Source organism: Caballeronia sp. Sq4a, from assembly GCF_023170545.1.
Classification (GTDB): domain Bacteria; phylum Pseudomonadota; class Gammaproteobacteria; order Burkholderiales; family Burkholderiaceae; genus Caballeronia.
This window is the reverse complement of record NZ_CP084252.1, coordinates 130,553-152,575: the sequence shown is the minus strand read 5'-3', so window position 1 is coordinate 152,575 and position 22,023 is coordinate 130,553. Positions and strand designations below refer to the sequence as shown.

The 22,023-nt window shown below is 66.9% G+C and carries 19 protein-coding genes; 6 read left to right on the top strand and 13 right to left on the bottom strand.

The window, feature by feature from the left end:
* Nucleotides 1–61: 61 nt before the first annotated feature.
* The 5 genes from aroE to LDZ24_RS20260 are packed head-to-tail and all read right to left on the bottom strand — an operon-like array spanning nt 62 to nt 3,918.
* Nucleotides 62–895 carry a shikimate dehydrogenase gene (gene aroE, locus LDZ24_RS20280; RefSeq protein ID WP_248323905.1) on the bottom strand — a complete coding sequence of 278 codons (834 nt, stop codon included), beginning with the start codon at nt 893–895 and terminating at the stop codon, nt 62–64.
* Nucleotides 892–2,115: a CaiB/BaiF CoA-transferase family protein gene (locus LDZ24_RS20275; protein ID WP_248323904.1), complete on the bottom strand. Its 1,224-nt coding sequence runs from the start codon at nt 2,113–2,115 to the stop codon at nt 892–894. Before LDZ24_RS20275 ends, aroE begins: the two co-directional genes overlap by 4 nt.
* A complete protein-coding gene (locus tag LDZ24_RS20270) occupies nt 2,115–2,576 on the bottom strand; it encodes a MaoC family dehydratase (RefSeq protein ID WP_206470018.1) in 462 nt (153 codons plus the stop codon). Before LDZ24_RS20270 ends, LDZ24_RS20275 begins: the two co-directional genes overlap by 1 nt.
* 2 nt (nt 2,577–2,578) lie before the next feature.
* Nucleotides 2,579–2,971, bottom strand: a complete 393-nt coding sequence (locus tag LDZ24_RS20265; protein ID WP_248323903.1) for a VOC family protein — start codon at nt 2,969–2,971, stop codon at nt 2,579–2,581.
* Nucleotides 2,968–3,918, bottom strand: a complete 951-nt coding sequence (locus tag LDZ24_RS20260) for a ketopantoate reductase family protein (RefSeq protein ID WP_248323902.1) — start codon at nt 3,916–3,918, stop codon at nt 2,968–2,970. The genes LDZ24_RS20265 and LDZ24_RS20260 overlap by 4 nt, the downstream gene beginning before the upstream one ends.
* A gap of 353 nt (nt 3,919–4,271) precedes the next feature.
* Between LDZ24_RS20260 and LDZ24_RS27995 the strand changes: the two genes are divergently transcribed.
* From LDZ24_RS27995 to LDZ24_RS20235, 6 genes are read left to right on the top strand one after another with little or no spacing between them, the layout of a single operon-like run.
* Nucleotides 4,272–4,406 carry a hypothetical protein gene (locus LDZ24_RS27995; protein ID WP_256465423.1) on the top strand — a complete coding sequence of 45 codons (135 nt, stop codon included), beginning with the start codon at nt 4,272–4,274 and terminating at the stop codon, nt 4,404–4,406.
* Nucleotides 4,407–4,442: 36 nt separating this feature from the next.
* Nucleotides 4,443–5,978, top strand: coding sequence for a hypothetical protein (locus LDZ24_RS20255; protein WP_248323901.1), 1,536 nt, complete (start codon nt 4,443–4,445; stop codon nt 5,976–5,978).
* A 12-nt stretch (nt 5,979–5,990) separates the two neighbouring features.
* On the top strand, nt 5,991–6,887 hold the full coding sequence (locus tag LDZ24_RS20250; RefSeq protein WP_248323900.1) for a FecR domain-containing protein: 897 nt from the start codon (nt 5,991–5,993) through the stop codon (nt 6,885–6,887).
* On the top strand, nt 6,884–7,762 hold the full coding sequence (locus tag LDZ24_RS20245; protein ID WP_248323899.1) for a DUF3365 domain-containing protein: 879 nt from the start codon (nt 6,884–6,886) through the stop codon (nt 7,760–7,762). The genes LDZ24_RS20250 and LDZ24_RS20245 overlap by 4 nt, the downstream gene beginning before the upstream one ends.
* Nucleotides 7,763–7,768: 6 nt before the next feature.
* On the top strand, nt 7,769–9,118 hold the full coding sequence (locus LDZ24_RS20240; RefSeq protein ID WP_248323898.1) for a serine/threonine-protein kinase: 1,350 nt from the start codon (nt 7,769–7,771) through the stop codon (nt 9,116–9,118).
* Between the two features lie 22 nt (nt 9,119–9,140).
* Nucleotides 9,141–9,977, top strand: a complete 837-nt coding sequence (locus LDZ24_RS20235) for a PP2C family serine/threonine-protein phosphatase (RefSeq protein WP_248323897.1) — start codon at nt 9,141–9,143, stop codon at nt 9,975–9,977.
* Nucleotides 9,978–10,144: 167 nt separating this feature from the next.
* Here the strand turns inward: LDZ24_RS20235 and LDZ24_RS20230 are convergent, their stop codons facing one another.
* From LDZ24_RS20230 to LDZ24_RS20195, 8 genes are all read right to left on the bottom strand, one after another.
* Nucleotides 10,145–10,342, bottom strand: coding sequence for a hypothetical protein (locus LDZ24_RS20230; protein ID WP_248323896.1), 198 nt, complete (start codon nt 10,340–10,342; stop codon nt 10,145–10,147).
* 526 nt (nt 10,343–10,868) lie between these two features.
* The gene (gene tagF / locus LDZ24_RS20225) at nt 10,869–11,441 is read right to left on the bottom strand and encodes a type VI secretion system-associated protein TagF (RefSeq protein ID WP_248323895.1); all 573 of its coding nucleotides are present in this window, start codon (nt 11,439–11,441) and stop codon (nt 10,869–10,871) included.
* Nucleotides 11,441–14,893: a type VI secretion system membrane subunit TssM gene (tssM, locus tag LDZ24_RS20220; RefSeq protein ID WP_248323894.1), complete on the bottom strand. Its 3,453-nt coding sequence runs from the start codon at nt 14,891–14,893 to the stop codon at nt 11,441–11,443. Before tssM ends, tagF begins: the two co-directional genes overlap by 1 nt.
* 35 nt (nt 14,894–14,928) lie before the next feature.
* Complete coding sequence (gene tssL, locus LDZ24_RS20215; protein WP_248323893.1) at nt 14,929–16,284, bottom strand: type VI secretion system protein TssL, long form; 1,356 nt, start codon at nt 16,282–16,284, stop codon at nt 14,929–14,931.
* Nucleotides 16,281–17,633: a type VI secretion system baseplate subunit TssK gene (gene tssK / locus LDZ24_RS20210; RefSeq protein ID WP_248323892.1), complete on the bottom strand. Its 1,353-nt coding sequence runs from the start codon at nt 17,631–17,633 to the stop codon at nt 16,281–16,283. The genes tssL and tssK overlap by 4 nt, the downstream gene beginning before the upstream one ends.
* 11 nt (nt 17,634–17,644) lie before the next feature.
* Entirely contained in the window at nt 17,645–19,561 is a 1,917-nt protein-coding gene (gene tagH, locus LDZ24_RS20205) for a type VI secretion system-associated FHA domain protein TagH (RefSeq protein ID WP_248323891.1), read from the bottom strand.
* Between the two features lie 43 nt (nt 19,562–19,604).
* Entirely contained in the window at nt 19,605–21,611 is a 2,007-nt protein-coding gene (locus LDZ24_RS20200; protein WP_248323890.1) for a type VI secretion system Vgr family protein, read from the bottom strand.
* Between the two features lie 22 nt (nt 21,612–21,633).
* The gene (locus tag LDZ24_RS20195; RefSeq protein WP_248323889.1) at nt 21,634–22,023 is read right to left on the bottom strand and encodes a DUF4280 domain-containing protein; all 390 of its coding nucleotides are present in this window, start codon (nt 22,021–22,023) and stop codon (nt 21,634–21,636) included.

Genomic DNA, 22,023 nt, shown 5'->3' with positions numbered 1-22,023 from the left:
TTTCGGGGCCGGCGTGTATCGCCCGCATCCTTGCGAATATATGCCACGCCCCTAAAAAGCATCACGTAAGCGGAACAGTCAGACGATCGATGACAGCGCGCGTCTGCGGGCGAACGCCACGCCACCATGCAAAGGCCTCGGCCGCTTGCTCGACCAGCATGCCGACGCCGTCGGCGACGCTTCGAACGCCGGCATCACGGGCGAGGCGCAGGAACGGTGTGAGTCCCTTTCCGTAGGCGAGTTCGTAGGCGCCTCCGGTCGGACTAAAGACGCTCGACGGCACGGGCGGCAGTTGCCCGGTGAGACTCGCCGACGTCGCATTGACGACCAGATCGAACTGGCCCATCGATCCGAGGGCGTGATACCCGCACGCGCGCAGTAGGTCGCCTGCCATGACCTGACCCACCAGCCCCTCTGCTTTCTCCACATTCCTGTTCGCAACGACGACTTCGCCCGGCCTTGAGGCAATGAAGGGCAGCAATGCGCCGCGCACCGCGCCGCCGGCTCCGAGAATCAGTACCCGTTTGCCCGCCATCGGCTGATGCAGATTCTCTTCGATATCCCTCACCAATCCAACGCCATCGAAGTTCTCGGCGATGATGCGTCCGTCCTCGAACTTCATCGCGTTGACTGCGCCTGCAAGCGTGGCCCGTTCGCTACGTTCGTCTGACATGGCGAACGCCTGTAGCTTGAAGGGTGCAGTCACGTTCATGCCCTTGCCGCCCGCAGCGATGAACTCCCTCACCGTATCGACGAAGGCGTGCTCGGGTTTCAGAGGACCTTCGATAGCGACGTATGTTATATCCTGCCCGGTCTCTTGCGCGAACAGACCGTGGATAAGCGGAGACTTGGTGTGTCCGATCGGGTTGCCGATCACCGCGTACCGGTCGCTCATTGCGCGCTCCGCTTCGAGAACAACACGCCGTCTGTTTGCAGGGCGTCGATTTCGGCCGCGCTGAAGCCGAGGGATTGCGCCACTTCCTCGTTGTGTTGTCCAAGGTCGGGTCCCACTTCGGCGATCGACGTATCGCAATCGGAAAAACGGAACGGCAGATTCGGCAGACGCAGTTTGCCAAGACGCGGGTGCTCCTGTTCCACCACCATGCCGCGCGCGACGATCTGCGGATCGGCCACGACTTCATCGATGCGCTGAACCTTCGCGCACGGAACATCGACGCTGTCGAGCAAGGCCAACACGTCGGCAACAGGCCGGGATGCGACCCACGGCTTCACGACAGCAAGGATCGCCTCGCGATTTGCGTTGCGTCCGTTCAGGCTGTGAAAGCGCGTATCCGTGCCGAATCCCTCGGGGCCGCCATGACCTTCGACGAGCGCGGCGAACCGCTTCCACGAATCATCCACCTGGGCGGCAATCACGAGGTCGCCATCCGCTGCACGGAACACGCCGTACAACGTCGAGGTCGGCATATCGTGGCCAGTCTGCTCGGGAACGACGCCCTGCATGGTGTAACACTGCACGGCGTACTCGTGCATCGAAAACAGCGTGTCGTACAGCGCCATGTCGATGTGCTGACCGCGTCCGCTTTTTACACGACCGAGCAGCGCCGCGTTGATGGCAGCAACCGCGTGGATGCCTGTGTACATGTCGCCCAGCGAAATGCGCATGAGCGGCGGCGGCTCGCCCGGGTTGCCGATCATCTGCATGATGCCGCTCTTGGCTTCCGCGATGAGACCGAAGCCTGCGCGATGCGCGTCCGGCCCCGTATGCCCATATGCGGAGATCGAGCAATAGACGAGGCCCGGATTGCGCGCTGACAGCGCAGCGTAGCCGAGACCGAGCTTGTCGAGCGCACCGGGGCGATAGTTCTCGATGAACACGTCGGCCGAATCGCAAAGACGCTCCATGAACGCCTTGCCGCGCGGGTCCTTCATGTTGACGCTCACGCCGCGCTTGCCCATGTTGAGTTGCAGGAAATAGGCGCTTTGCTGATCGTCCAGAATCGTGGCGTGCTGACGTCCTGCGTCGCCGCTACCGGGACGCTCCACCTTGATGACTTCGGCGCCGAGCGCGGCAAGACATCGGCCGACATACGGGCCAGCGAGAAAGTGGCTGTAATCGACGACGCGGATACCTTCCAACGGACGTGCTTGCATCAGTTCGCTCCCGGACGGCGCGGAATCATCAGGCGATGCTCCCCGCGCTGGACGACGTGACCGTCCTGATTGATCAGTTCCGAAGGCAATACGACGATGCCCCATTGCGGCTTGCTCTTGCTTGCGCGCATCGAGCCGACGCGAAACTTGACATGCAAGACGTCGTTGACCTTGATCGGCAACAGGAAGTCCCACGTCCAACCGAGCGACATGCCCGGCAGGAACCGATAGTCACTTTGCGTCTTCAGGCCATCGGCTATCGACAAGCCGAAGAGCCCGTGCGCCACGATCGAACCGAAGTGGCTCGCGTTCGCGTAGTCTTCATCGACATGCACAGGCGTATGGTCGCCCGTGAGATCGGCGTAAGCCAGAATGCGCTCTTTCGTGACGGTGTACGTCGGGCTCACGCATTCGTCGCCTTCGCGCGCGTCGTCCCAGTACTTTTCGGTGATGGTGCTCATGCTCATGCCTCCGCGCGTGGATTGATCGACAGCGCCTGCGCGACGCACGCTACCGGTTTCGCCTGAATCAGTTCGACAGCGAGTCCGTCGGGAAGACGTAGCCAGTTGCGGCCTTGCGGCATCTCACTGACACCGAACGCTTGCGCCGCTTGCAGTGCGGCATCGAGGTCTTCGCACATCACGCCGAGATGGGCGAGCCGGCCTTCCGGACCTTCATACCGGGGCTCGCTGATGAACTGCAGGCCGCCGAAGGTCCAGTACTGACGCGGCTCATCCACAGTGCCGTCCACTTCGCGCATGGTCATGCCGAGCACCTGCTCGAAGAACCGGATATGCCAGTGAATGTCCTTCACCCAGATCGCGACATGTTCGAGATAGGCTTTCGGCGCGCTCATGCAGCGGCTCCTTCCGTTTGGCGGTCCTTCATCGCGCGCTCGATGCCTTTGATGCAAGCGACCAGCGTCGAGTTGACGGGCGTGGGCACGCCGAGGCGTTCGCCCCAACGCACCACTGCTCCGTTGATAAAGTCGATCTCCGTGACCGATGACTTCTCCAGGCTTTGCAGCATCGAGGTCTTGAATGCGGGCGACAGTCCCTCCGCTGCCATCTTCCAGGCGTCCTCGGCACTCGCAATGGAAAGCGTAACGCCCGCGGCTTTCGCCGTAGCCATCGCTTCTTCGATGGCCGCAAGCGATGTGGCTTTAAGAAGGGGCTCGTCGTACAGCTGTCCGTAGGTGAGTCCGGTGATGCCGGTGATCGCGCCGGTGGCGACGTTGATCAGCAGCTTGTCCCACATGGTGCCGACGATGTTATCGCTGACGGCGGTCGTCAGACCGGCGCTATTGAACGCGTCCGCGATCGCCTTCGCGCGGCTCGTCATCTGTCCGTCGAGCTCTCCGATGATCGTGAGTTTTCCGGTGACGCCGGACTGGATATGGCCGGGCGCGCGCAGCACGCCGCCAACGTATGTCTTGCCGGCAAGCACGCGCTCGCGCCCGACGATCTCGCTCAGCACATCTTCGTGACCGAGGCCGTTTTGCAGCGATAGCACGACCGTTCCAGGCCCGACGAGATCGAGCGCGCCGCGCATCGCCGAATCGGTGTGGAACGACTTGACCAGCACGATCACCAGATCGACCGCGCCGACTTCGGCCGGGTCCATCGTCGCGCGGACCTTGACGCGGCGGATGCCGCGCTCATCGTCGACTTGCAGGCCGTCGCGCGACATGGCTTCGACGTGTTCCGCGAAACGATCGACGAGCCACGTCTCGTGGCCCCCTTCGGTGAGCGCGGCGCCGATGGCACAACCGAGTGCGCCCGCCCCGAGAAAAGCGATCTTCATTGGCGTCTCCTTGATATGGAGACGAAGATACGGCCGTGCGGTCATACTGGCAATGCAATGGGTTCAATAGCGCCATTGTGGTTGGCAATGTGGCCGATGGCTGCGCCAAGCCGATGAACGTCACCGGGCGGATACATTCCGTCTGATCTTTAGACGACGTTCCCCATCCAAGGCTGTCTACGCCGCCCCGCCAGTCTTCGCCTGACCCGGACCGCACGCGCAAGTAACACTCGATCCCGCGCCTCTATTCCCTCTGATTCACAAATATTCTCCCCGCCCACCGCGGAACAAATGAGCCGCGCCCGTTGTTTTCGTAGCGAACGCAGACGCAACGCACGCACACGGAGACAGTCATGCACCGCGCCATCTATGTCATGGATCAGAGCTTCTTCAACCTCGGCTGCTTCTATCGCGTCGACGTGCGCAGCCGCAGCGGCCGCCTGATCGAAACGCACTACGTCGAGCTTAATCAGATCACCTGGTGCTGAAAGCGTTCGCTTCGTTCCACCGCAGGGAGACCATTCATGCCTTATTCCTATGCCCGGCTGCCCGACATCGTCTCTTACGAGAAATGGATGCGCAAAACGTCATCGCGCTTGCAGATTCGCAGCGCGGCGCTCAAGCGCCTCGACGAGCAGATACTGCACTACGGACGCAATCACACCGCTTATCGCTTCCACGAACTCGTCAACGCCTTCGAGAACTGGAAGGCGTCCATCGGACCCGGCGATGCCTGGAAAGAAAGCTCACGCAATGATTCGGACTACTTCGCGCTTCTCGACCGGCAGCTACGCGGTCAGGCCGACACCGACGCAGCCGCGGGCGCGATGGATTTCATGACGCCCGCGCTAATCAATTCGCGGCTAGGCGTGCTGTACCTGTTCGGCAATATGGAAATCGAGGACGACACGTTCCAGGTGTTGCTCGACGGCGCGTTCGAAGTCACGAACGCCGGTCTCGGGCTCGCGCCTGAATCGAATGTCGCGGCATCGCACGCCGCCGAAGTGCTCGATAACAGTCTCGTGCAAAAGTCCGCTTCCGTCGCGCTCGAACAGGTGCGGAAGAAGATCAAGAAGCACAAGGGCCAGAAGCGCGTCGATGCCAACGAGTTGAATAACGGCACCGTGAGCCTGCCCGCGCTCGGCAGCGCCGCGCGGCGGCTGTACGACTCGATCCGCGCGAAGGTGGAAGAAGCCGCGAAAAAGCTGTGGGAGACGATACGCAACAAGGTGACCGACATTCGCAACGATCCCGGCGCTTTCGCGCTCGACACCATGCCGGGACTGTTGCGCAAGCTCGTGGACACGCTGTGCGCGAAGCTCTTCGCGAGCGTCGCGCCCTTCATCGGCGCGGGCCTCGACATTGCGAAAGGCATCGCCAATACGGTCGACAGCAGCATTACCAAGTATCGCGAATGGGTGGCCGGACGCGACGTCGAAGTGCTTGCCGGGCATCCGGGCACGATCATCGAAGCCATCCGGCGCGCGATGAAGTTGTCCATCGGCGCGGGCGTGTACGACCTCGTGAAAGGCGGCGCGAGCCTCGGCATGCAGTTCGCGAGCCAGGGCGCATCGACCATCGTGGATGTCGTCGTATCCATCGTCGAAACGCTTGCCAAGACCATCTGGAAGCTGGTGGAGATCCGGCGCATCAAACGGTTCTGCGAGCTCGCGCGCAAGCACTGGCAGGCGCGCATGGAGCGCGATGCGCTGCATACGCGGCCCGTTGCCTTCAACAGCTGGTACAAGAACTATGCGGTCTCGATACCGGCGCTCTCCGTGCTCACGCTGAACTCGGGCATCTGCGGCGACAAGATGCACTTTCTCGCGATGTTCAAGGACGACGAGACGGTCATCAGCGAGGCGGCCTTCGCATCGGGCTGCCGGTACATCGACAGCCTCAAGGTGTGGGGCGCCGACTATCTGGACGACTCGGGCTTCACGTTCAAGTCGAAGGACCCGATGATCCAGGGCTTGCTCAAGCTCGCGGTCAGCCACACGCAGGAACAGACCTGGGACCTGAAGCTCCGCAAGGCCGTCCTCGGTTTCCTCAACGCATAACGAGGTACGACGATGATCCCTCGCGCTGCCCTGCGATGCCCGCGTGTCTGCGCGCTGCTGGCGTGCCTCTGTGCCGCGTCGGCTGCGCATGCCGCGCATGCGACGCTCACGCCCGAAGGGCCGGTCACGCTGATTCGCGCGACGACCGTTTATCGCGTGAATGCGCCCGTGGCGCTGGAGCCGGGTGATTTGCTCGCGACCGGCCCGCAAGCGGGCGCGCAGATTCAATACGGCGATGGCACCCTTGCCGCGCTCGCCGCCGATACGCGCCTCGCCGTCGATGCCACCGCGTCGACGGACTCGCTTGCGCTGCTGAGCGGCTGGGCCAAGGTCACGCGGACGCACGCGTTGGCATCGAGCGCGTTGTCGATCGATACGACCGCATGGCGCGCGATGCTCTCCGACGGCTCCGCTGTCGTGCATGCGGACGCGGTGTCGGTATCGCTGTTCGTCGAAAGCGGCGGCATCGTATTGACGGTGACGGGGCGCGGAGAGCGGCCGCAGCCCGTTTCGGGCGAACGCTACGTGCAGCGCGCGCCGGGCGACGCCGGCAAGCCGCTGGCGACGCAACCGCGCCCCGCGCCCGAGTTCATCGCCGCCATGCCCGCGGCGTTTCGCGATCCGCTCCGCCCGATCGTTCGACGCACGGCGGCAAAGGACGACGCGCTCGCCGACGGGCGCACGGCATCGTACGCGGACATCGGCGACTGGCTGACGGCATCGCTGCCGCTGCGCCGCACGTTCGTCGCGCGCTTCAGGCCGCTCGCGCAAGCGCGACCGTTTCGCGCGCAAGTGCAGCAGCACCTGCGCGAACTCCCCGAATGGCGGCGCGTGCTGTGCCCGCCGTCCGCGCCGCCTCGCGCGCGCATCCACGCACCCATCGAAGCCACATCCGAGGAACCATCATGAGACTGTCGCTTGCCGTCAAATTCAACCTCGTCTTCCTGGCGGTCTTCGTGATCGGCTTCGCATCCGCTGGTCTTGCCGCGCGGGCATTGCTGCGCCGCGCCGCTATCGATGAAACCGTGCAGAACGCGCGCGTGCTCATGGAAGCGGCGGGCGCGTCGCAGAACTACACGGCCACGCAGGTCACGCCGCTGCTTCAGACGCAGCTCAAGTACGGTTTCGTGCCGCAATCCGTGCCGGCGTTCTCCGCCGTCGAAACGCTGATGGCGCTGGAAAAGCACTTGTCCGGCTATTCGTATCGCTCGACCATGCTGAACCCGACGAACCCGCGCGACCGCGCATCCGATTGGGAAACGGACGTCATTCGTCATCTGCACGACAAGCCGGAACTGAAGGAAATCGTCCGACTGCGCGATACGCCGTCGGGCAAGGCGCTCTACATCGCGCGCCCCAACCGCATTACCGACGCCGCGTGCATGGAATGCCACAGCGTGCCGTCGCGCGCGCCGCGCACGCTCATCGACAAATACGGCCCCGACAACGGCTTCAACTGGGCGATGCACGAGGTGATCGGCGCGGACTTCGTATCGGTGCCGATGGCTTTGCCCGTCGCGCGCAGCGATGCGTTGCTGCGCACCTTCCTCGCCTCGCTGCTCGGCGTGTTCGCGCTGCTTCTGCTCGCGCTCAACGCAATGGTGCATCTGCTCGTGACGCGCCGCATCCGTGCGCTCTCGCGTGCCGCCGATCAGGCGAGCCTCGGCGAACTCGACGACGCCACGTTCAACGAAGGCGGCCGCGACGAGATCGCTTCGCTCGCGGCATCGTTCGCGCGCATGAAGACGAGCCTCGTCGAGGCGTTCCGCATGATCGAGGCGTAGCGAACCATGACGGCGACTACCGAACCACGCGTGACTTCGCTCGGCAAGTACCGCGTCGGCGAGACGCTCGGCGCGGGCGCGATGGGTATCGTCTATCGCGCGTTCGATCCGGATATCGAGCGCCACGTCGCGATCAAGACGGTTCGGCGCGAACTGCTCGCGAATGGCGAAAGCGCGAGCCTCATCGCGCGCTTTCGCAACGAAGCGCAGGCGGCGGGACGGCTCGCGCATCCGCATATCGTCGGGGTCTACGACTTCGGCCAAGCCGCCGATACCGCGTACATCGTGATGGAACTCGTGAGCGGCCGCAGCCTGAAGAGCGTGCTCGAAGGCGGCCGCGTACCGGATCTCGCGACCGCGCTCGACTGGTTCGCGCAACTACTCGCGGCGCTCGGCTTCGCGCACGAACGCGGCGTCATTCATCGCGATATCAAGCCGGCCAATCTGCTGATCGACCGGCAAGGCCGGCTCAAGGTGACGGACTTCGGCATCGCGCATGTCGAGTCGTCGTCATTGACGATGGTCGGCGCCATGATCGGCACGCCGGGCTATATGTCGCCGGAGCAGTTTTCGGGCGATGCCATCGACGCCCGCTCGGATCTGTTCTCGGCGGCGGTCGTCCTGTATCAGATGTTGACCGGACAGCGCGCGTTCGCGGGCGCATCGCAGGCCGCGGTCATGCAGCAGGTCATGCACGACACGCCGCCGTTGCCGTCCTCCTGCAACCCCGCCCTGCCGCCCGCCCTCGACGCGGTGCTCATGCGCGCGCTGAGCAAGGAACGCGAGGCGCGTTATCCGACCGCAGCCGCGCTCGCCGAGGCGCTGCGCGAAGCGGCCGGCACGGCGGCGCGCCGCGACGACGATTGCACGGTGCTCGAAGCGCGAGCAGCTTCACGTGCGCCATCGTCACAATGCGATTCTTTCCCTTCGCTCACGCAATGGCCCGACGGCACGCTCGCGCAAATGGAAGCGTGTCTCGCCGCGCAAATCGGCCCCGTCGCCCGACTGCTCGTGCGGCGCTGCGCGCAGCGCGCGACCGACCTTGCCGCGCTCGTCACGCTGGTCGCGCCGAGCATTCCGTCGGAGAAAGCGCGGGCGCAGTTCATCGCGGCGTTCGCAGGCGACGCTTCGATGTCCGCTTCGCGTTCCGGCCACGCGCAGAGTTCGCTTGCTCCGGAGGACGTGCAGGCCTCCGCGCGCAAGCTCGCCGTCTATCTCGGCCCCATCGCGCTCATCCTTGCGAAACGGGAAGCGGCGCGCGTGCAGGACATCGGCGCGCTGCACGCAAGGCTCGCGGCCGCCATCTCGAATCCGCGAGACCGTGAGCTTTTCTCGCGCGACGTCGGTTTGTTCTGACGCGACACCGGAAGACTGCCGCATGAACCGCAAGCCATCGCCCACCTCCACGCCGGTGCGTCTCGCCGGCTGCCGCGCGTCCGGCGTCAGCGACGCGGGCCGCGTGCGCCGCGAGAATCAGGACCGTTTCGTGATCGATCCGCGCGCGCGTCTCATCGCCGTCGCGGACGGCATGGGCGGACACGCGTTCGGCGCGCGGGCTAGCGCGCTTGCGCTGGAGCGCATCGCTGCATCGTTGGCGCTCGCGGTCGATGACATCGCGGCGATTGCGTCCGATGCCTCGCGCGACGCCGATCCCGACGCCACGGTGCTCGACGCATCGCTCAATGCCACGCGCGTGCTTACGGCCGCGCTCGACGACGCAAACGCGACGCTCTACGCCATCAATGTGCGCGAGGGTATCGGCACGCATCGGTCGATGGGCACGACCGTCACGGGCATCTGGCTGCCGCGCGCCGCTTCTGTTTTCTTTGCGTTTCATGTCGGCGACAGCCGGCTATATCGCTGCCGCGACGGCGCGCTCGCGCAACTGACGCGCGACCAGACGCTTTTGCAGCACGCGCTCGAAACCGGCGACTTCGAGCATCTGCCGCCGCGCAACTTGCTGTTGCAGGCGCTCGGCCCGGAGCCGTCGATCACGCCGGACATCAGCGCGCACGCCGCGCGCCCTGGCGACCGCTTTTTGCTGTGCAGCGACGGTTTGCACGGCGAAGTCTCGCATGACGAGATCGCGCGCGTGCTCGCGCAGATGCAGCCCGAGCACGCGGATGCGGCATGCCGGCGTCTCGTCGAGCTTGCATGCGATGCGGGCGGCAAGGACAACGTGACCGCGGTGATCGCTTGCGTGGATGGTGGCTAGGAAGCGCGGCGGTCTTGGGATGAAGTGATGAAAGAGGCGGCGCGTCAGCAACGCAAACAACGACGCATCGCATGGGGCGAGACGCGCGTTTGGTAATCTGCGCGGAAAGTGCCATTCAAACTGGCCGGCTGCATGCAGCACCGTGCGATCGCCTGCGCGGATGGCGGCTAGAATGCGCCGCCGTCGAATAGCGCGGCGACAAAAGCCGCGTCGGGCAGACCGCGTACCGAACGCACATGCTCTTTGCGCCTGCCAAGCGCGGCGGCGTCGCACGCATCCGAAAGCGCGACCAACGCCGCGTCGAGACCCGAGAGACGCGTGTCCCGCAACAGCGTCGAAAGTGCAGTCGAATTAGTAAGCCGCATGCTGCACGCAGAAAGCTACCGTGCAATCGCCTGCGCGGATGGCAGATAGACGGTGCCGCCGTCGAATAGTGCGGGGCGACGAAAGCGGCGTCGGGCAGAGCGCGGACCGCACGCACATGTCCTTTGCACCCGCCAAGCGCGGCGGCGTCGCACACATCCGAAAGCGCGACCAACGCCGCGTCGAGACCCAAGAGACGCGTGTCCCGCAACAGCGTGGAAAGTGCCAGTCGAACTAGTCGGCCGCATGCTGCACGCAGAAGGCTACCGTGCGCTCGCCTGCGCGGATGGCGGCTAGACTGCGCCGCCGTCGAATAGTGCGGAGCGACGAGAGCGGCGGCGGGCAGACCGCGTACCGCACGCACATGCCGTTTGTACCCGCCAACCGCAGCGGCGTCGCACGCGCGATCAACCCGCGTGGAAACCGGAAAGACGCGTGTCCGGCATCTGCGTGGAAAGTGCCATTCAAACTGGCCGCACGCAGGCCGCGCGGACCACGCGACCCTGTGACGGCCTGCCCGAATGGCGATCAAAAAGCACGGCCGTCGAACAAAGCGGCAACGAAAACAGCGTCGGGCAGACCGGCCGCCTCGCGCACCTCGCCCTCTTGCCACCATGCCAATACACCGTGTGTCCCCGCCATCCTCGGCGGCGCTTCGCCCTTGCCGCTCGCATCCGAAAGCGCGCTCAACCCCGCGTCGAAATCGGCGAGACTCGCGTGCGGCATCAGCGTGGAGAGCGCCAGTTCGCGGCATCGGGCAAACCAGCCACCGGAATGCGGCATCCAGTCCGCACAGGCATCGGCGGCAATGGGCGCGGCGATCGTCAACGGAAAATGCCGGCCCGCGCGATCGACGCTCGGCATCAGCACGCCCGCCCACGCCACGCTGCCGAGCACCGCGCCGCCCAGCGCGAAGCTCCAGAGCGGCGCGGTCAGATAAGCATCGAGCCACGCGGAACCGAGCGCGTCGCGGCTCGCGAGCAGGCCCGCTTGCAGCATGACGTCCCACGGCTCGACGAACGATGACGGAAGACGCCGCGTCACGAAGTCGCCGTTGCAGCGCAATTTGCCGAAGCATCCGGCCGTGCCCGGCGCGCGCATCACAGCAGGTCCGGACAGCGGAACTGTTCGAGCGGCGCGCGCCGGAACGGATTGACGACGCTCGCCGCATCCAGCTCGAGCACGGCCTTGCGCCCGGCAGCTTGCAGCGTCAGCGTATAACGGTCCGGTTCGCGCGTCGCGTCGAGCCTGCCTGCATCGAGCAGATGAAGCAGCGCCCACGGACCGCTCGCCTGAAACGACGCGTCGCCCGCAGCCGGATCGAACTGGGCGCTCGCGCGGCCCGTGCTTTTGTTGCCCGGCCATTGAAGCAGCGCCGACTGCGCGCCATCGGCGCCGACGGCGAACTGCTGTCCGTCGATATCCAGATTCACGCGCGCGACGGACGCATCCAGCGCGAGCGCCTTCACGCGAAAACGCATGGCGACAGTGCTGCTGCGGTCGCCGAAGAACGCATCGCGGATCTGCGCCGCGCGCTGGAACTGCGCCAGCGCATCACGCAGCAAACCAGCCGGCGTCGCGCCCGCGCGCCATTGCCAGACCGGCTTGCTCGTATCGACGAGCGCGGCGAGGTTCTTCTGAAAGAAGTCGTCGATGAGGCCGCCCGGCGCAAAGAGCCTGGCGAAATCATCGGCGGCGGCGTCGCGGGTGGACGCGCGCACCAGCGGATACCGGCCGTCGAGCGCCTTGTGGCAAAGCGGCCCGACGCCCGCGTTCCATTGCGCAACGAGACGCGCGCGCTCGCCGCCCTCGACGAGCGACGCGCCCGCCGCCGCGACCGACGCCACCACGCCCGTCAGCGGCGCGGCGCTCGTCTGGCCGGCGAGCCGCAGCTTGCCGAGCGCATCGCCGGGGGGCGCGGCTTGCCCCAGCCGGCGCGCGGCGTCGGCGGCGTCGAGATAGACGGCGGCGTCTTTCAGCGGCGCGAACGCGCGCTCCAGCGCAGCGGCATCGCCCGGCTTGCCCGCCAGCCGATGCAGCGCGTCGAAGTGGTCATCGACGGCGGTTGCCGAAGCCGCGCCGCCAAGCGTCGTTTCCCGCGCCGCCGCGACGACGAGCCGGGCGAGCGGCGAATCCGGGGCGGACAGTTCGTTGGCGATGCGCGCGCTGTCCGCGAGACTCGCGGCGGGCGTCGGTGTCATGTCGTCCAGCAGGGCGTCCCATGCGCGGATATACGCGTCGAAATAACGCTGGTCGAGCGCCGCGCGCAACGTCGCGACGCCGTCGGCGGTCTGCGGCAGATCGTCCCGCCCGAGCACCCAGGCGTCGCCCGCGACATCGGCGAGCGCGGTGTCTCGCACGCGCCGATAAGCCGCGTAGCCCGCCCGCGTGTAGGCGCCCGCGACGCCGCCGGTCAGCGACGCCCCGCTCGCCCGTTGCAGCAAAAGCGGCGCTTTCGGCCCGGCGGCGGCGCTCGCGCTGAACGCCGCGAGATTCGCCTGCGCCAGTTCGCGATCCACGCGATTGCCGACGCGCTGCGACAACGGCAGTTCGGTGAGACGGGCGCGCGCATCCTTGACGAGCGCCTCGTCGAGCGGCAGCGACGGGTCGAAGCGCGCCTTGTCGAAGAGCGCGGCGAGATGCGTATCGAGCGCGCTTTTTTGCCCGGCATCCGCGTTGCGCGAAAGCGCGGCCAGCATGTGCGCGCGCACGGCGTTCGCGTCGTAGTGACGCGGGTCGCCGAGCATCAGATACGTGCGCAACGCGTCGTAGCGATACTCGGCTGCGCCCGGCGCGTCGTTGCCGTTGCCGTTGCCGTTGCCGTTGCCGTTGCCGCTGTCGCGCAATTCGAGCGTCAGCTTGCCGACGACGAGCGGCAGCAAGGTCTGATCGAGCAGCCGGCGATAGGTCACGCGCGCTTCCTGTCCGAGCTTGTCGCCCTGATACAGCCAGAGCCGCGTGAGCCAGGGAACCGGCTTGCTGGCATCCGCGTAGCCGCCGGGCAGGGCTCGCGCCGCGTCGAGCAGGGGCAGCGCGGCGAGCGGGTCGCTGCTCGCGTTCGCATCGCGCGCCAGTTGCCGGACGTGCTCCGTCTGCCGCGCGAACTCCGCGACGAACGCGCGGTTGCGCTGATAGCTCACCGCCATGCCCGCCAGCGCCAGCGCGAGCGACACGCCGACGATCGCGAGCGCGCCGCGCCGCAGCCACGCGCGACGCCGTTCGAGCCGCGCGTTTACGCCCGCGAGACCGGCTTCCGCGAATACCACGTCCTTCAGCAGCCGTTCGATGAAATACGCGCGGCCGGAGGCGTCGCGCGCCGAAGCGGCGTCGCGCCTTCCCCCGAGCGACTGCGCGAGCGCGCTGATCGCCCGGTCGATGGGCCGGCCGTGCTGCGTGCCGCTCGTGAAATAAACGCCGCGCAAAAGCGGCGACGCCTCGAAGCGCGTACCGTGGAACGTATCGCCGAGAAAGCGCGCGAGTGCCGGCTCCAGTCCCGCGAACTGCTGCGGGAAGCCGTGAATGCGCGAGCGCCGCGCCGTGTCCGTCTCGCGCTGCATGCGCTCGATCACGCGTGCGCGCAGCCGCGCCCCGAGCGCATCGAACTCGGCGGCGAAGGCGGCGAGCGATTGCTGCGCGCCCGCCGATGTGCCGTTTTCGTCGAGCGGAAACGTGATGCCCCACACTTGCGCGCGCTCTTGCTCGCCGAGGTCGTCGAAGAACTCGGTGAAACCCGCGACGAGATCGCATTTCGTGACCACGACATAGACCGGAAAGCGCATGCCGAGTCGCTCGTTCAGTTCCTTCAGGCGGCTCCGGATGGCGCGAACGTGCGCGTCGCGCTCGGCATCGTCCTGACGGATGAGATCCGCCGCCGACAGCGTGACGATCACGCCGTTGAGCGGCCGGCGCGGCCGGTACTTGCGCAGCAGTTGCAGAAAGCCGGTCCACGCGGATTGGTCCGCTTGCGGGTCGCTGTCCTGCGTGGTGAAGCGGCCTGCCGTATCGAGGAGCACGGCGTCGTCCGTGAACCACCAGTCGCAATGCCGCGTTCCGCCGATCCCGCCGATGGCGTCGCCGCCCAGCTTGTCGCGCAGCGGAAAGCGCAGGCCCGAGTGCGAAAGCGCCGTGGTCTTGCCCGTGCCCGGCGCGCCGATGAACATGTACCACGGCAGTTGATAGAGCCATTGCCGGCCGTTCGCGCCTTTCATGCGCGCTTGCCGCAGCGTCGCGAGCGCTTCGTCGAACCGCTCGCGCAGCACGGCGAGCTCTCCGGTCGACGCCGGCTGCGCCTGCTCGCCGCCGCTCTCGCCCCCGACACCGCTCAGGAACCGCCGGTTCATGTAGCGCGCCGCCGCGAGCCGCGCTCCCCATGCGATGACGCACGCCGCGGCGATCGCGGCCATCGCAATGAAACGGCTCTTCTGCGTCTCCAGCGGCGCGCGTCCGGCATACGCGAAAAGCGGCCCCTCGAACCAGACGAACACGAGGAGCGCGGCCACGCCCGCAAGCGTGATCCATTGCGGCGTTTTCATCGAACCTGCGATCTTCTTCATCGGTGTCTCCTGATTCTGAACGGTCGATGCGCGCATCACGACGACGCACCCGGCGCCAGCAACGTGATCTCGACGCGGCGGTTCTTCGCGCGGCCCGCGGGCGTGTCGTTGGGCGCGAGCGGTTCGGCGTCGCCGCGGCCTTCGGCGGTGAAGCGCGCGGGCGTGCCGGTGATCGCGACGAGCATCGCCTGCACGCTCTCGGCGCGCGCCTGTGACAAGTGCCAGTTGGACGGATAGCGCGTGGACAAGAGCCGCTGATCGTCGGTGTGCCCGGTCACGACGACCTTGCCCGGCACGCTCCTGAGCGCATCCGCGATGCGGGCGATCAGCGCTTCGTACGCGGGGTCGAGCGTCGCGCTGCCGGATGCGAACAGGTTGTCGCCGTTGATCGTGACGATGGAACGGTCCGCGCCCTCGCGCACGCTGACGAGCCCTTGCCGGATCTCGGGCGCGAGGAACGTCGAGAGCGACGCGGCGGCGGCGCGCATCGGCGCGGCAGCGACCACTGGCGGAGTCTGCGGCGCCGCGACGCGAATGCGGTTCATCGCGTCGAAGAGCGGGTCCGATGTGCGGTTGAGGCCGACCGCCAGCGCGACATGCGTGGCGGCGGCCACGACGCCGGCGAGCGCCACGTACACCCACAGCGGCACGCGCTGCACGAGCGGCGGCCGGGCGCGCTCCACAGGGCGCCAGTGCGGCGACAGTTCGGCTTCGAACGCGCCACGCTCCGCGCGGATCATGCGCGCGAGCCGCTCGCGGACCGATTCGAGCTGATTGCGGCCGCCGTCGATTAGCCGATAACGGCCTTCCAACCCCAGCGAAAGAATCACATACAACAGTTCGAGCACGTCGATGTTGCGCGACGGGTCCTGCGCGAGTGTCCGCAGAATCAGGAAGAAGCGCTCGCCGCCGGACGCTTCGTTGTGGAACGTCACGAGCAGGCTGCGGCTGCCCCACACGCCGCTGCCCCATGGCGTGCCGGAAATGGCTTCGTCGATGCAGGTGCACAGGCAATAGCGCGCCGCCGCGAGCCGTTCGGTGTCGATACCGCTTGCGCGCGCATCGCGTTCGAACTGGTGGACCATGCGGACGAGTTCCGCGCGCAGGGCTTCGATATCCGCCATCGCGTGCCGCGTGCGCAACGGCACCGCGAGTTCCAAGAGCGGACCGGCCGCGCGGACGAGCGGGTTCAGGCCGGTCGCGACGAGGAGCGCGGATGGTTCGGCACGCGGCGCTGTCTGCAACCGATCATCGGCCGGCGCGACACGCCGACCGCCCGGCTGCGGAATCAGGATGGTTTCGTCCGGATCGAAGCCGGCATCGGGCAAGGTTCGCGCATTCACGGTCGGTTCCTTCGGGGCATCGGAGAGATCAGCGGCGTGCTCGTTCATGGGCGTATCGCCCAGAATTCCAGTTCGAGGCCGGGAAAGTCGCCCGCGACGTGCAGCGCGACACCGGCCGATCCCGCGAACTGCTTCCACAGGTCGCTGCCGCGGTCCAGTTCGAAATACGTGAAGCCCGCGTGAAACGGCAACTGTCGCGGCGCGACCGGCAAGGCCCGCAAGCCGATGCCGGGCAACTGAAGATTGACGAGATCGCGAATGCGCTCGACCGGCCCGAGCTTCGCCTGCTGCGCGAAGCCGTTGAGAAGCGCGGCGGGCGCGAGATCGGCCTTGACCGCGAGCACGAAGTTCGCACTCCGAAACAGATCGCGGTCCGGCACGATGGCGACGCGCAGCCCATATTTGCGCTCCTCCAGCTCGATAGGCACCGCATGCGGGTCCATCACGGCGCTGAGCGCGGCGCGCAATGCATCGATAAGCGGCGTGAAGACGGCATCGAGCCGCTCGTGCCGATAGACTGGAAACGGCGCCGGCCGCTTGCCCGGCGCGGTGAAGGTCGCCAGTTCGCCCGCCAGTTGCAGCGCGTGGTGATGCAGGTCGTGCGGATGCAGGCCGGTCGTCGACGCGAGCGCCGCGAAGAGCGGCTCCGCGCGATTGAGCACTTGAAGCAGCAGGAAGTCCGCGATCTCCGCCGCGCCCGTGGCGGCCGGCTGCGCGAGGCGGGCGGCGAGCGCATCGGCGCGCTGATGCATGAGGCCGACGAGTTCATCGACGAACGCGCACAGGCGGCGCGATACGCGATAGTCGAGGCACGGCGGAATGTAGGCCGCGTCGAGCACGATGCTGTTGTCCGCGCGGCGCTCGACAATGCGCGCGACGCCGAGCGCGCTATGCGCGTGCGCCACGTCCTGTTCGAACGCGAGGCGCAGTTGCAGCTTGCCGACTTGCACGAGCGCCGCGCCCGTTGCGCCCTCGTTGCTGTCGAGCACTTCCGTTTCCGCGATGCGATGCCGCGCGAAGCCCTCGCGCCCCGATCCGGCCGCCGTCTCGCCGCCGTACGTCGCCTCGGGCACGCCCTGACGCGCGACGGGCAGCGCCAGCACGACGGTCAGATCGCGCGCGTCCTCGGGGACGGCGAGCGGCACAGGCAGGTCGTCGTCGGCGGGCAGGCGAAACGGCGTGCCGTCGGGCAGCACGCCCGCGCAGGACGTGAGCACGATACGGCCGAGCTTCAGTTGCTCGGCATCGACGGCCAGTTCCGAAAAGCCGTACGCGTAGGGACGCAGCGCCGCGCAGCGCGCGTCGAGCTGGGCGCGCACATAGCGGTCGTGCTGTTGCAGATGCTGCGGCTGGAGCAGCATGCCTTCGGACCAGATCACCTTGTTGTTGGCGGACATCGTCGATCTCGCTATGCGTGTGAGGAAGCGTGCGGCGCGCGTTCGGGCGACCCGTCCGCGTGCCGCTCGTAGGCGTCGTAGAAGGCGTTGCCGCACAGCGCCGCGAGGTCGTCGGCGCTCGCGCGCATGAGTTCGCGATGCAGCGCGACGAGGCGGTCCCACTGCTGCGCCTTGCGGCGGCCGGGCAGCCAGTCGAGCCAGCCGCGCGACGCTCCTTCGCCTGCGATGACATCGGGGTCGAAGCGGCGCAGCAGATGCTGCATGGCGGCGCGCATGCCCGCGAGGACGGCGAGCTCGTGGCGGCGGATGTCGTCGAATGCGCCTTCGAGTGCGTCATCGCCCGCGAGATAGCCCGCGCCCGCGCCGCGCAGCATGTGTGCGAGCGCGCTGTCGCCATCGGGAAAGAACTTGAGCGGGTTGTTGCCGCGCGGCACGAGCATCGTCGTATCGACGCCCATGCCGCGCTTCATCACCGAGCGCGAGAGCATGACGTTCACCGTGCCGCGTATCGCGGTGCGCAGCATCGATCCGGCGATGCGCGCGAACTCGGGCGCAGCGCGGCCGCGCAGGACGCTCGCGTCGACGTTCAGGCCGTCGAGGAGCGCGGCGAGGGTGAGGTCGGCGGGCGGGTTCGCGTCGTCCCTCTCGGCCGCCGCGGATTGCACCGCGGCGTCGGCGATTGCTTGCGCACGGGGATGCGATGTTGCGATGGCGTTGGCGCTCGGGGCCGTGTCGAAGAGAGCGTTCGTGGCGGCACTCTGCGCTGCGGTAGACAGCGGACTGCTTGCCGCCCATGTCTGCGGGCTCGCGTCGATGTTCTCGGCGCCGGCCGGGCGCGTCGCGGCGGCATCTCTTTCGACGGCGCGCGCGGCTGCCGACGCTCCTGCGGCAAACGCCACATCGTCGAGCGGATCGTAGTCGAGCGGAATGCCGCCGTTGAGCCCGGCGAACGGAACCGGACCCGGCGCATACGCGAACTGCTCGGGCGGGACATGATCGCTGGCGGAGCCCGCAAACGGCGCGCGGCCATCGGCGCGCGGCGGCGTGCAAAGATCGGGAAGCGGGCCGCCCAGCGGATCGAAATGCGCAGTCGGCAGCGGGGCCGCGAACAGTACCGCTGCCCGTGCGAGCGGGTCGTCGGAAAAGGCATGCGATTCCGCGATGCCGCTGCCTGCGAACGCATGCGCCGGAGCACCACCTGAACGCAAGCGCGAATCGTCGCCCGATGCATGCCACGGCGCATTGTCGTCGTCGGCAAGCGGTGCGCGCGCCGCGGCTTGTGTATCACTCGCCGTTCCGGGCACCACGCGTTCGTCGACGGTCCGCGTCGCGACCCGAGCGTTGGCAGCCAGCGAATCACTCATCGGTGCGACGAACGGCTCTTTAGCGAACGCACTGCGAGCCGCAGAGCCCGGCTCGTGCGCGATGTCGCCAATCGAACCGTTCGCCGCAGACTTACGAGCCGCCACGACACCATCGTTAGCCCGCGCACCTAGTGCGAACGCCGGCTCCAGCCCGCGCCCATTCACCCGACGACCGCCCGCCCCCGCGACATGCGCTTGATCGACGACGCCTAAGGGTGCATCGAACGCTTGCGCGTCATCATCCAGCGACGACACCTCCAGCCGGTACGCCCCCGCTTCGATGCAATCGCCCCTCGCAAGACGCGCCGTCTGACCACTTGCGAGCACGCGGCCATTCAGCCGGCTCGGATTGCTACCGAGATCCACGAACCGCCAGCCCTCGCCCGTCCAGTCGATGCGCGCCTGCACACGCGAGACGGTCTTCGCCGCATCGGGCAGCACCATCGTGTTGCCCGGACCGCGGCCGATGGTCCCGCCCGCAGCGTCGAATCGGCAGACGAGCGGCGTACCCGGCGTGTGCGGCGGCTCGCCCTGATACGTCCGGACTGCGAGCGTGATGTGCATGGCGTCTCCTGCCTGTGCATGAGTGAAGCGGCGAAAGCGGCGCTCATCGGGAACCGTCGTCGGCCTCACGCGGATCAGCGGGCGCATCGGGCGATGCGCTCGCCGCGCCTGCCGCCGCGCCCGCGCCGCCGCAGTTGATCTGCACCGTCGCGCCGTCGATCGTGATGGGCCCCGCCGCATTGATCGCAATGCCGGACGGCCCGAGCACGATGGTGTTGCCGCCCGCCTTGAGCGTGAGCGTCGCGCCCGCTTCGATCGTCACGTTCGCACCGCCCTTGATGTCGACGTTAACACCCACCCCCAACGCAAAATTCCCTGCCGTTTTCATTTGCGTGTCGCCGCCGACATCCAGCGAGCACTTGCCGCCGATTCGCTCGCTGTGACTGCCTTTGACCGCATCGCTGCGATTGCCGCCGCAGCGCGCGACATCGTGGCTTTCCACGATCACATGCCGCTCGTTGCCGATGCGTTCGAGCGCGTCGTGCCCCACCCACGTCTCCATGTCGCGCTCGGCGTGAAAGAACAGTTGCTCGTGATCCTTCGTATCGTCGAAGCGCATTTCGTTGAAGCCGTTGCCGCCCTTGGTCGAATTCGTCTTGATGGTCGTGCGCGCCATCTTCGAGGGAAGCGCGTAGGGCGTCGTCTGCGCGGCGTTGTAGACGCTGCCGATCACGAGCGGCTGATCCGGATCGCCCTCGATGAAATGCACCAGCACTTCCTGCCCGATGCGCGGCAGAAAGAACGCGCCGTAGCTTTTGCCGGCCCACGGCTGCGCGACGCGCACCCAGCAGCGTTGCAGCGAGTCGCGCGAAGCTTCCGTGGCGAGCTGCTCCCAATGAAACTGCACCTTGATGCGGCCGTACTTGTCCGTATGAATCTCTTCCCCGGCCGGTCCGACGACGCACGCGGTCTGCGGCCCCGCGACCGTCGCGCGACGCGTGATGCGCTCGGGACGAAAGCCTGCGTCGCGGGGAAGCGCGCGAAACGCGCAATCGAAGACATGAGCTATGGCCGCGTTGTCCAGCGTCGATAGATAGTCGTCCGAATTAATCGAATAGTCCGCCGACACGACCAGATACTCGCCGTTGTGCGAAGCCAGCGGATGATCGGCGAGCCGCATGAGACCGCCCGGCCAGATGCCGCGCACCGTCGCGCGGGCGCTCACGCAGACATTGCCCGCCTGATGCGCTTCCGCGTGTACGCGCGCACGCCGTTCGGCATCCTCGGCGCGCGCATAGCCGACGGCGTGCTCCTGCATCGTGTAGAGCGCGGAGTCGAAGGGTTCGCTGCGTCTCGCTCGCGCAACGAGCCCCTGCTGCTCGCTCTGCGACGGCTTCTCGAAGTCGTAGTCGTTCACTTCGGCGATACCCGTCTGCACCTGCGCGCCTGCATGCCACGCATAGATCCATTCATGCTCGCGCGGCGCATTCGTTGCCGGACGAAACGGAAGCTCGCCGTAGTGCGGAATCGCCTCGTGAACGTGCGGCGAATCCGTGAGAATCAGCGTGTGTTTGCCGCCGTGATGCCGCACGTAGTAATAGATGCCCTCGCGCTCCGCGAGCCGGCTCACGAAATCGAAGTCCGTCTCGCGGTACTGCGCGCAGTGTTCGAGGCTCAGATACGAAGCGGAACACTTGTTCTCGAAGTCGATGTGATAGTCGCCGAGCACCTGCGCGATGATGTCCGGCGTCGTCATCTTGTGGAAGAAGCGGCAATGCGAGGCACGCGTGAGCAGCCACAGGCGCGGCCGCACCGTCGCGCGGAAAAGCGCGGGACGGTTGGGCTTCGTGCTGGCGGGCCGCGCCAGTTCGAACGCGGTGACGATGCCATTGAATTCGCGCGTACCGCCGCCCGGAATCTCGATGGACAACGAGAAGTCCTGGCCGAGCACTTTCGCGATATCGGCGTTCGAGTCGTCCGCGAGCAGTTCGATGTCCCATTGCGCGAGACGGCCGAGTGCTTCGTGGCCGCGCATGCGGTAGAACACGAAGGCGTCGGCGCCGAGCGCGCAGGTGACGCGGGCGATGCGGTGAGTGTCGGTGAGCATCATCACGGGTCTCGTCGAGGAAGAGTCAGGGAAGCTCGGTCTTGCGCGTGGCCGGATCGGCCACGTTGACGACGCCGCCCCAGTTGCACGGGCACACCGACAGGTTGTCGAGCGACGGCGCATTGGCGATCTGCACGGTGATCGCGCCGGGCGTCCACGGCTGCGCGGTGGCGGGCACGCAGGGCGCGGGCGTCGGCGTGCCGAATGCGGCGGCGGTCGCCGCCGCCACCGCCGGATTCGCGGGCGCGTTGCACATGCCGAACGGCATGATGTTCACGAGCGGTATGTGGTCCATGATGTTCGCGGCGGGCGGCCCTTCGCACAGCACGCGGTTGGTCGGCAACACGACGAGCGTCGACGGCGCCATGCCGAACGAGCACTGAAGCGTCGCGCCCATGCTGACTTGTTGAGGCAT

Bases quoted from the DNA above. Each gene is read 5' to 3' on its own strand.
- aroE (WP_248323905.1), bottom strand. From the start codon at position 895: ATGAGCGACCGGTACGCGGTGATCGGCAACCCGATCGGACACACCAAG.
- LDZ24_RS20275 (WP_248323904.1), bottom strand. From the start codon at position 2,115: ATGCAAGCACGTCCGTTGGAAGGTATCCGCGTCGTCGATTACAGCCAC.
- LDZ24_RS20270 (WP_206470018.1), bottom strand. From the start codon at position 2,576: ATGAGCACCATCACCGAAAAGTACTGGGACGACGCGCGCGAAGGCGAC.
- LDZ24_RS20265 (WP_248323903.1), bottom strand. From the start codon at position 2,971: ATGAGCGCGCCGAAAGCCTATCTCGAACATGTCGCGATCTGGGTGAAG.
- LDZ24_RS20260 (WP_248323902.1), bottom strand. From the start codon at position 3,918: ATGAAGATCGCTTTTCTCGGGGCGGGCGCACTCGGTTGTGCCATCGGC.
- LDZ24_RS27995 (WP_256465423.1), top strand. From the start codon at position 4,272: ATGCACCGCGCCATCTATGTCATGGATCAGAGCTTCTTCAACCTCGGC.
- LDZ24_RS20255 (WP_248323901.1), top strand. From the start codon at position 4,443: ATGCCTTATTCCTATGCCCGGCTGCCCGACATCGTCTCTTACGAGAAA.
- LDZ24_RS20250 (WP_248323900.1), top strand. From the start codon at position 5,991: ATGATCCCTCGCGCTGCCCTGCGATGCCCGCGTGTCTGCGCGCTGCTG.
- LDZ24_RS20245 (WP_248323899.1), top strand. From the start codon at position 6,884: ATGAGACTGTCGCTTGCCGTCAAATTCAACCTCGTCTTCCTGGCGGTC.
- LDZ24_RS20240 (WP_248323898.1), top strand. From the start codon at position 7,769: ATGACGGCGACTACCGAACCACGCGTGACTTCGCTCGGCAAGTACCGC.
- LDZ24_RS20235 (WP_248323897.1), top strand. From the start codon at position 9,141: ATGAACCGCAAGCCATCGCCCACCTCCACGCCGGTGCGTCTCGCCGGC.
- LDZ24_RS20230 (WP_248323896.1), bottom strand. From the start codon at position 10,342: ATGCGGCTTACTAATTCGACTGCACTTTCGACGCTGTTGCGGGACACG.
- tagF (WP_248323895.1), bottom strand. From the start codon at position 11,441: ATGCGCGCGCCGGGCACGGCCGGATGCTTCGGCAAATTGCGCTGCAAC.
- tssM (WP_248323894.1), bottom strand. From the start codon at position 14,893: ATGAAGAAGATCGCAGGTTCGATGAAAACGCCGCAATGGATCACGCTT.
- tssL (WP_248323893.1), bottom strand. From the start codon at position 16,284: ATGAACGAGCACGCCGCTGATCTCTCCGATGCCCCGAAGGAACCGACC.
- tssK (WP_248323892.1), bottom strand. From the start codon at position 17,633: ATGTCCGCCAACAACAAGGTGATCTGGTCCGAAGGCATGCTGCTCCAG.
- tagH (WP_248323891.1), bottom strand. From the start codon at position 19,561: ATGCACATCACGCTCGCAGTCCGGACGTATCAGGGCGAGCCGCCGCAC.
- LDZ24_RS20200 (WP_248323890.1), bottom strand. From the start codon at position 21,611: ATGATGCTCACCGACACTCACCGCATCGCCCGCGTCACCTGCGCGCTC.
- LDZ24_RS20195 (WP_248323889.1), bottom strand. From the start codon at position 22,023: ATGCCTCAACAAGTCAGCATGGGCGCGACGCTTCAGTGCTCGTTCGGC.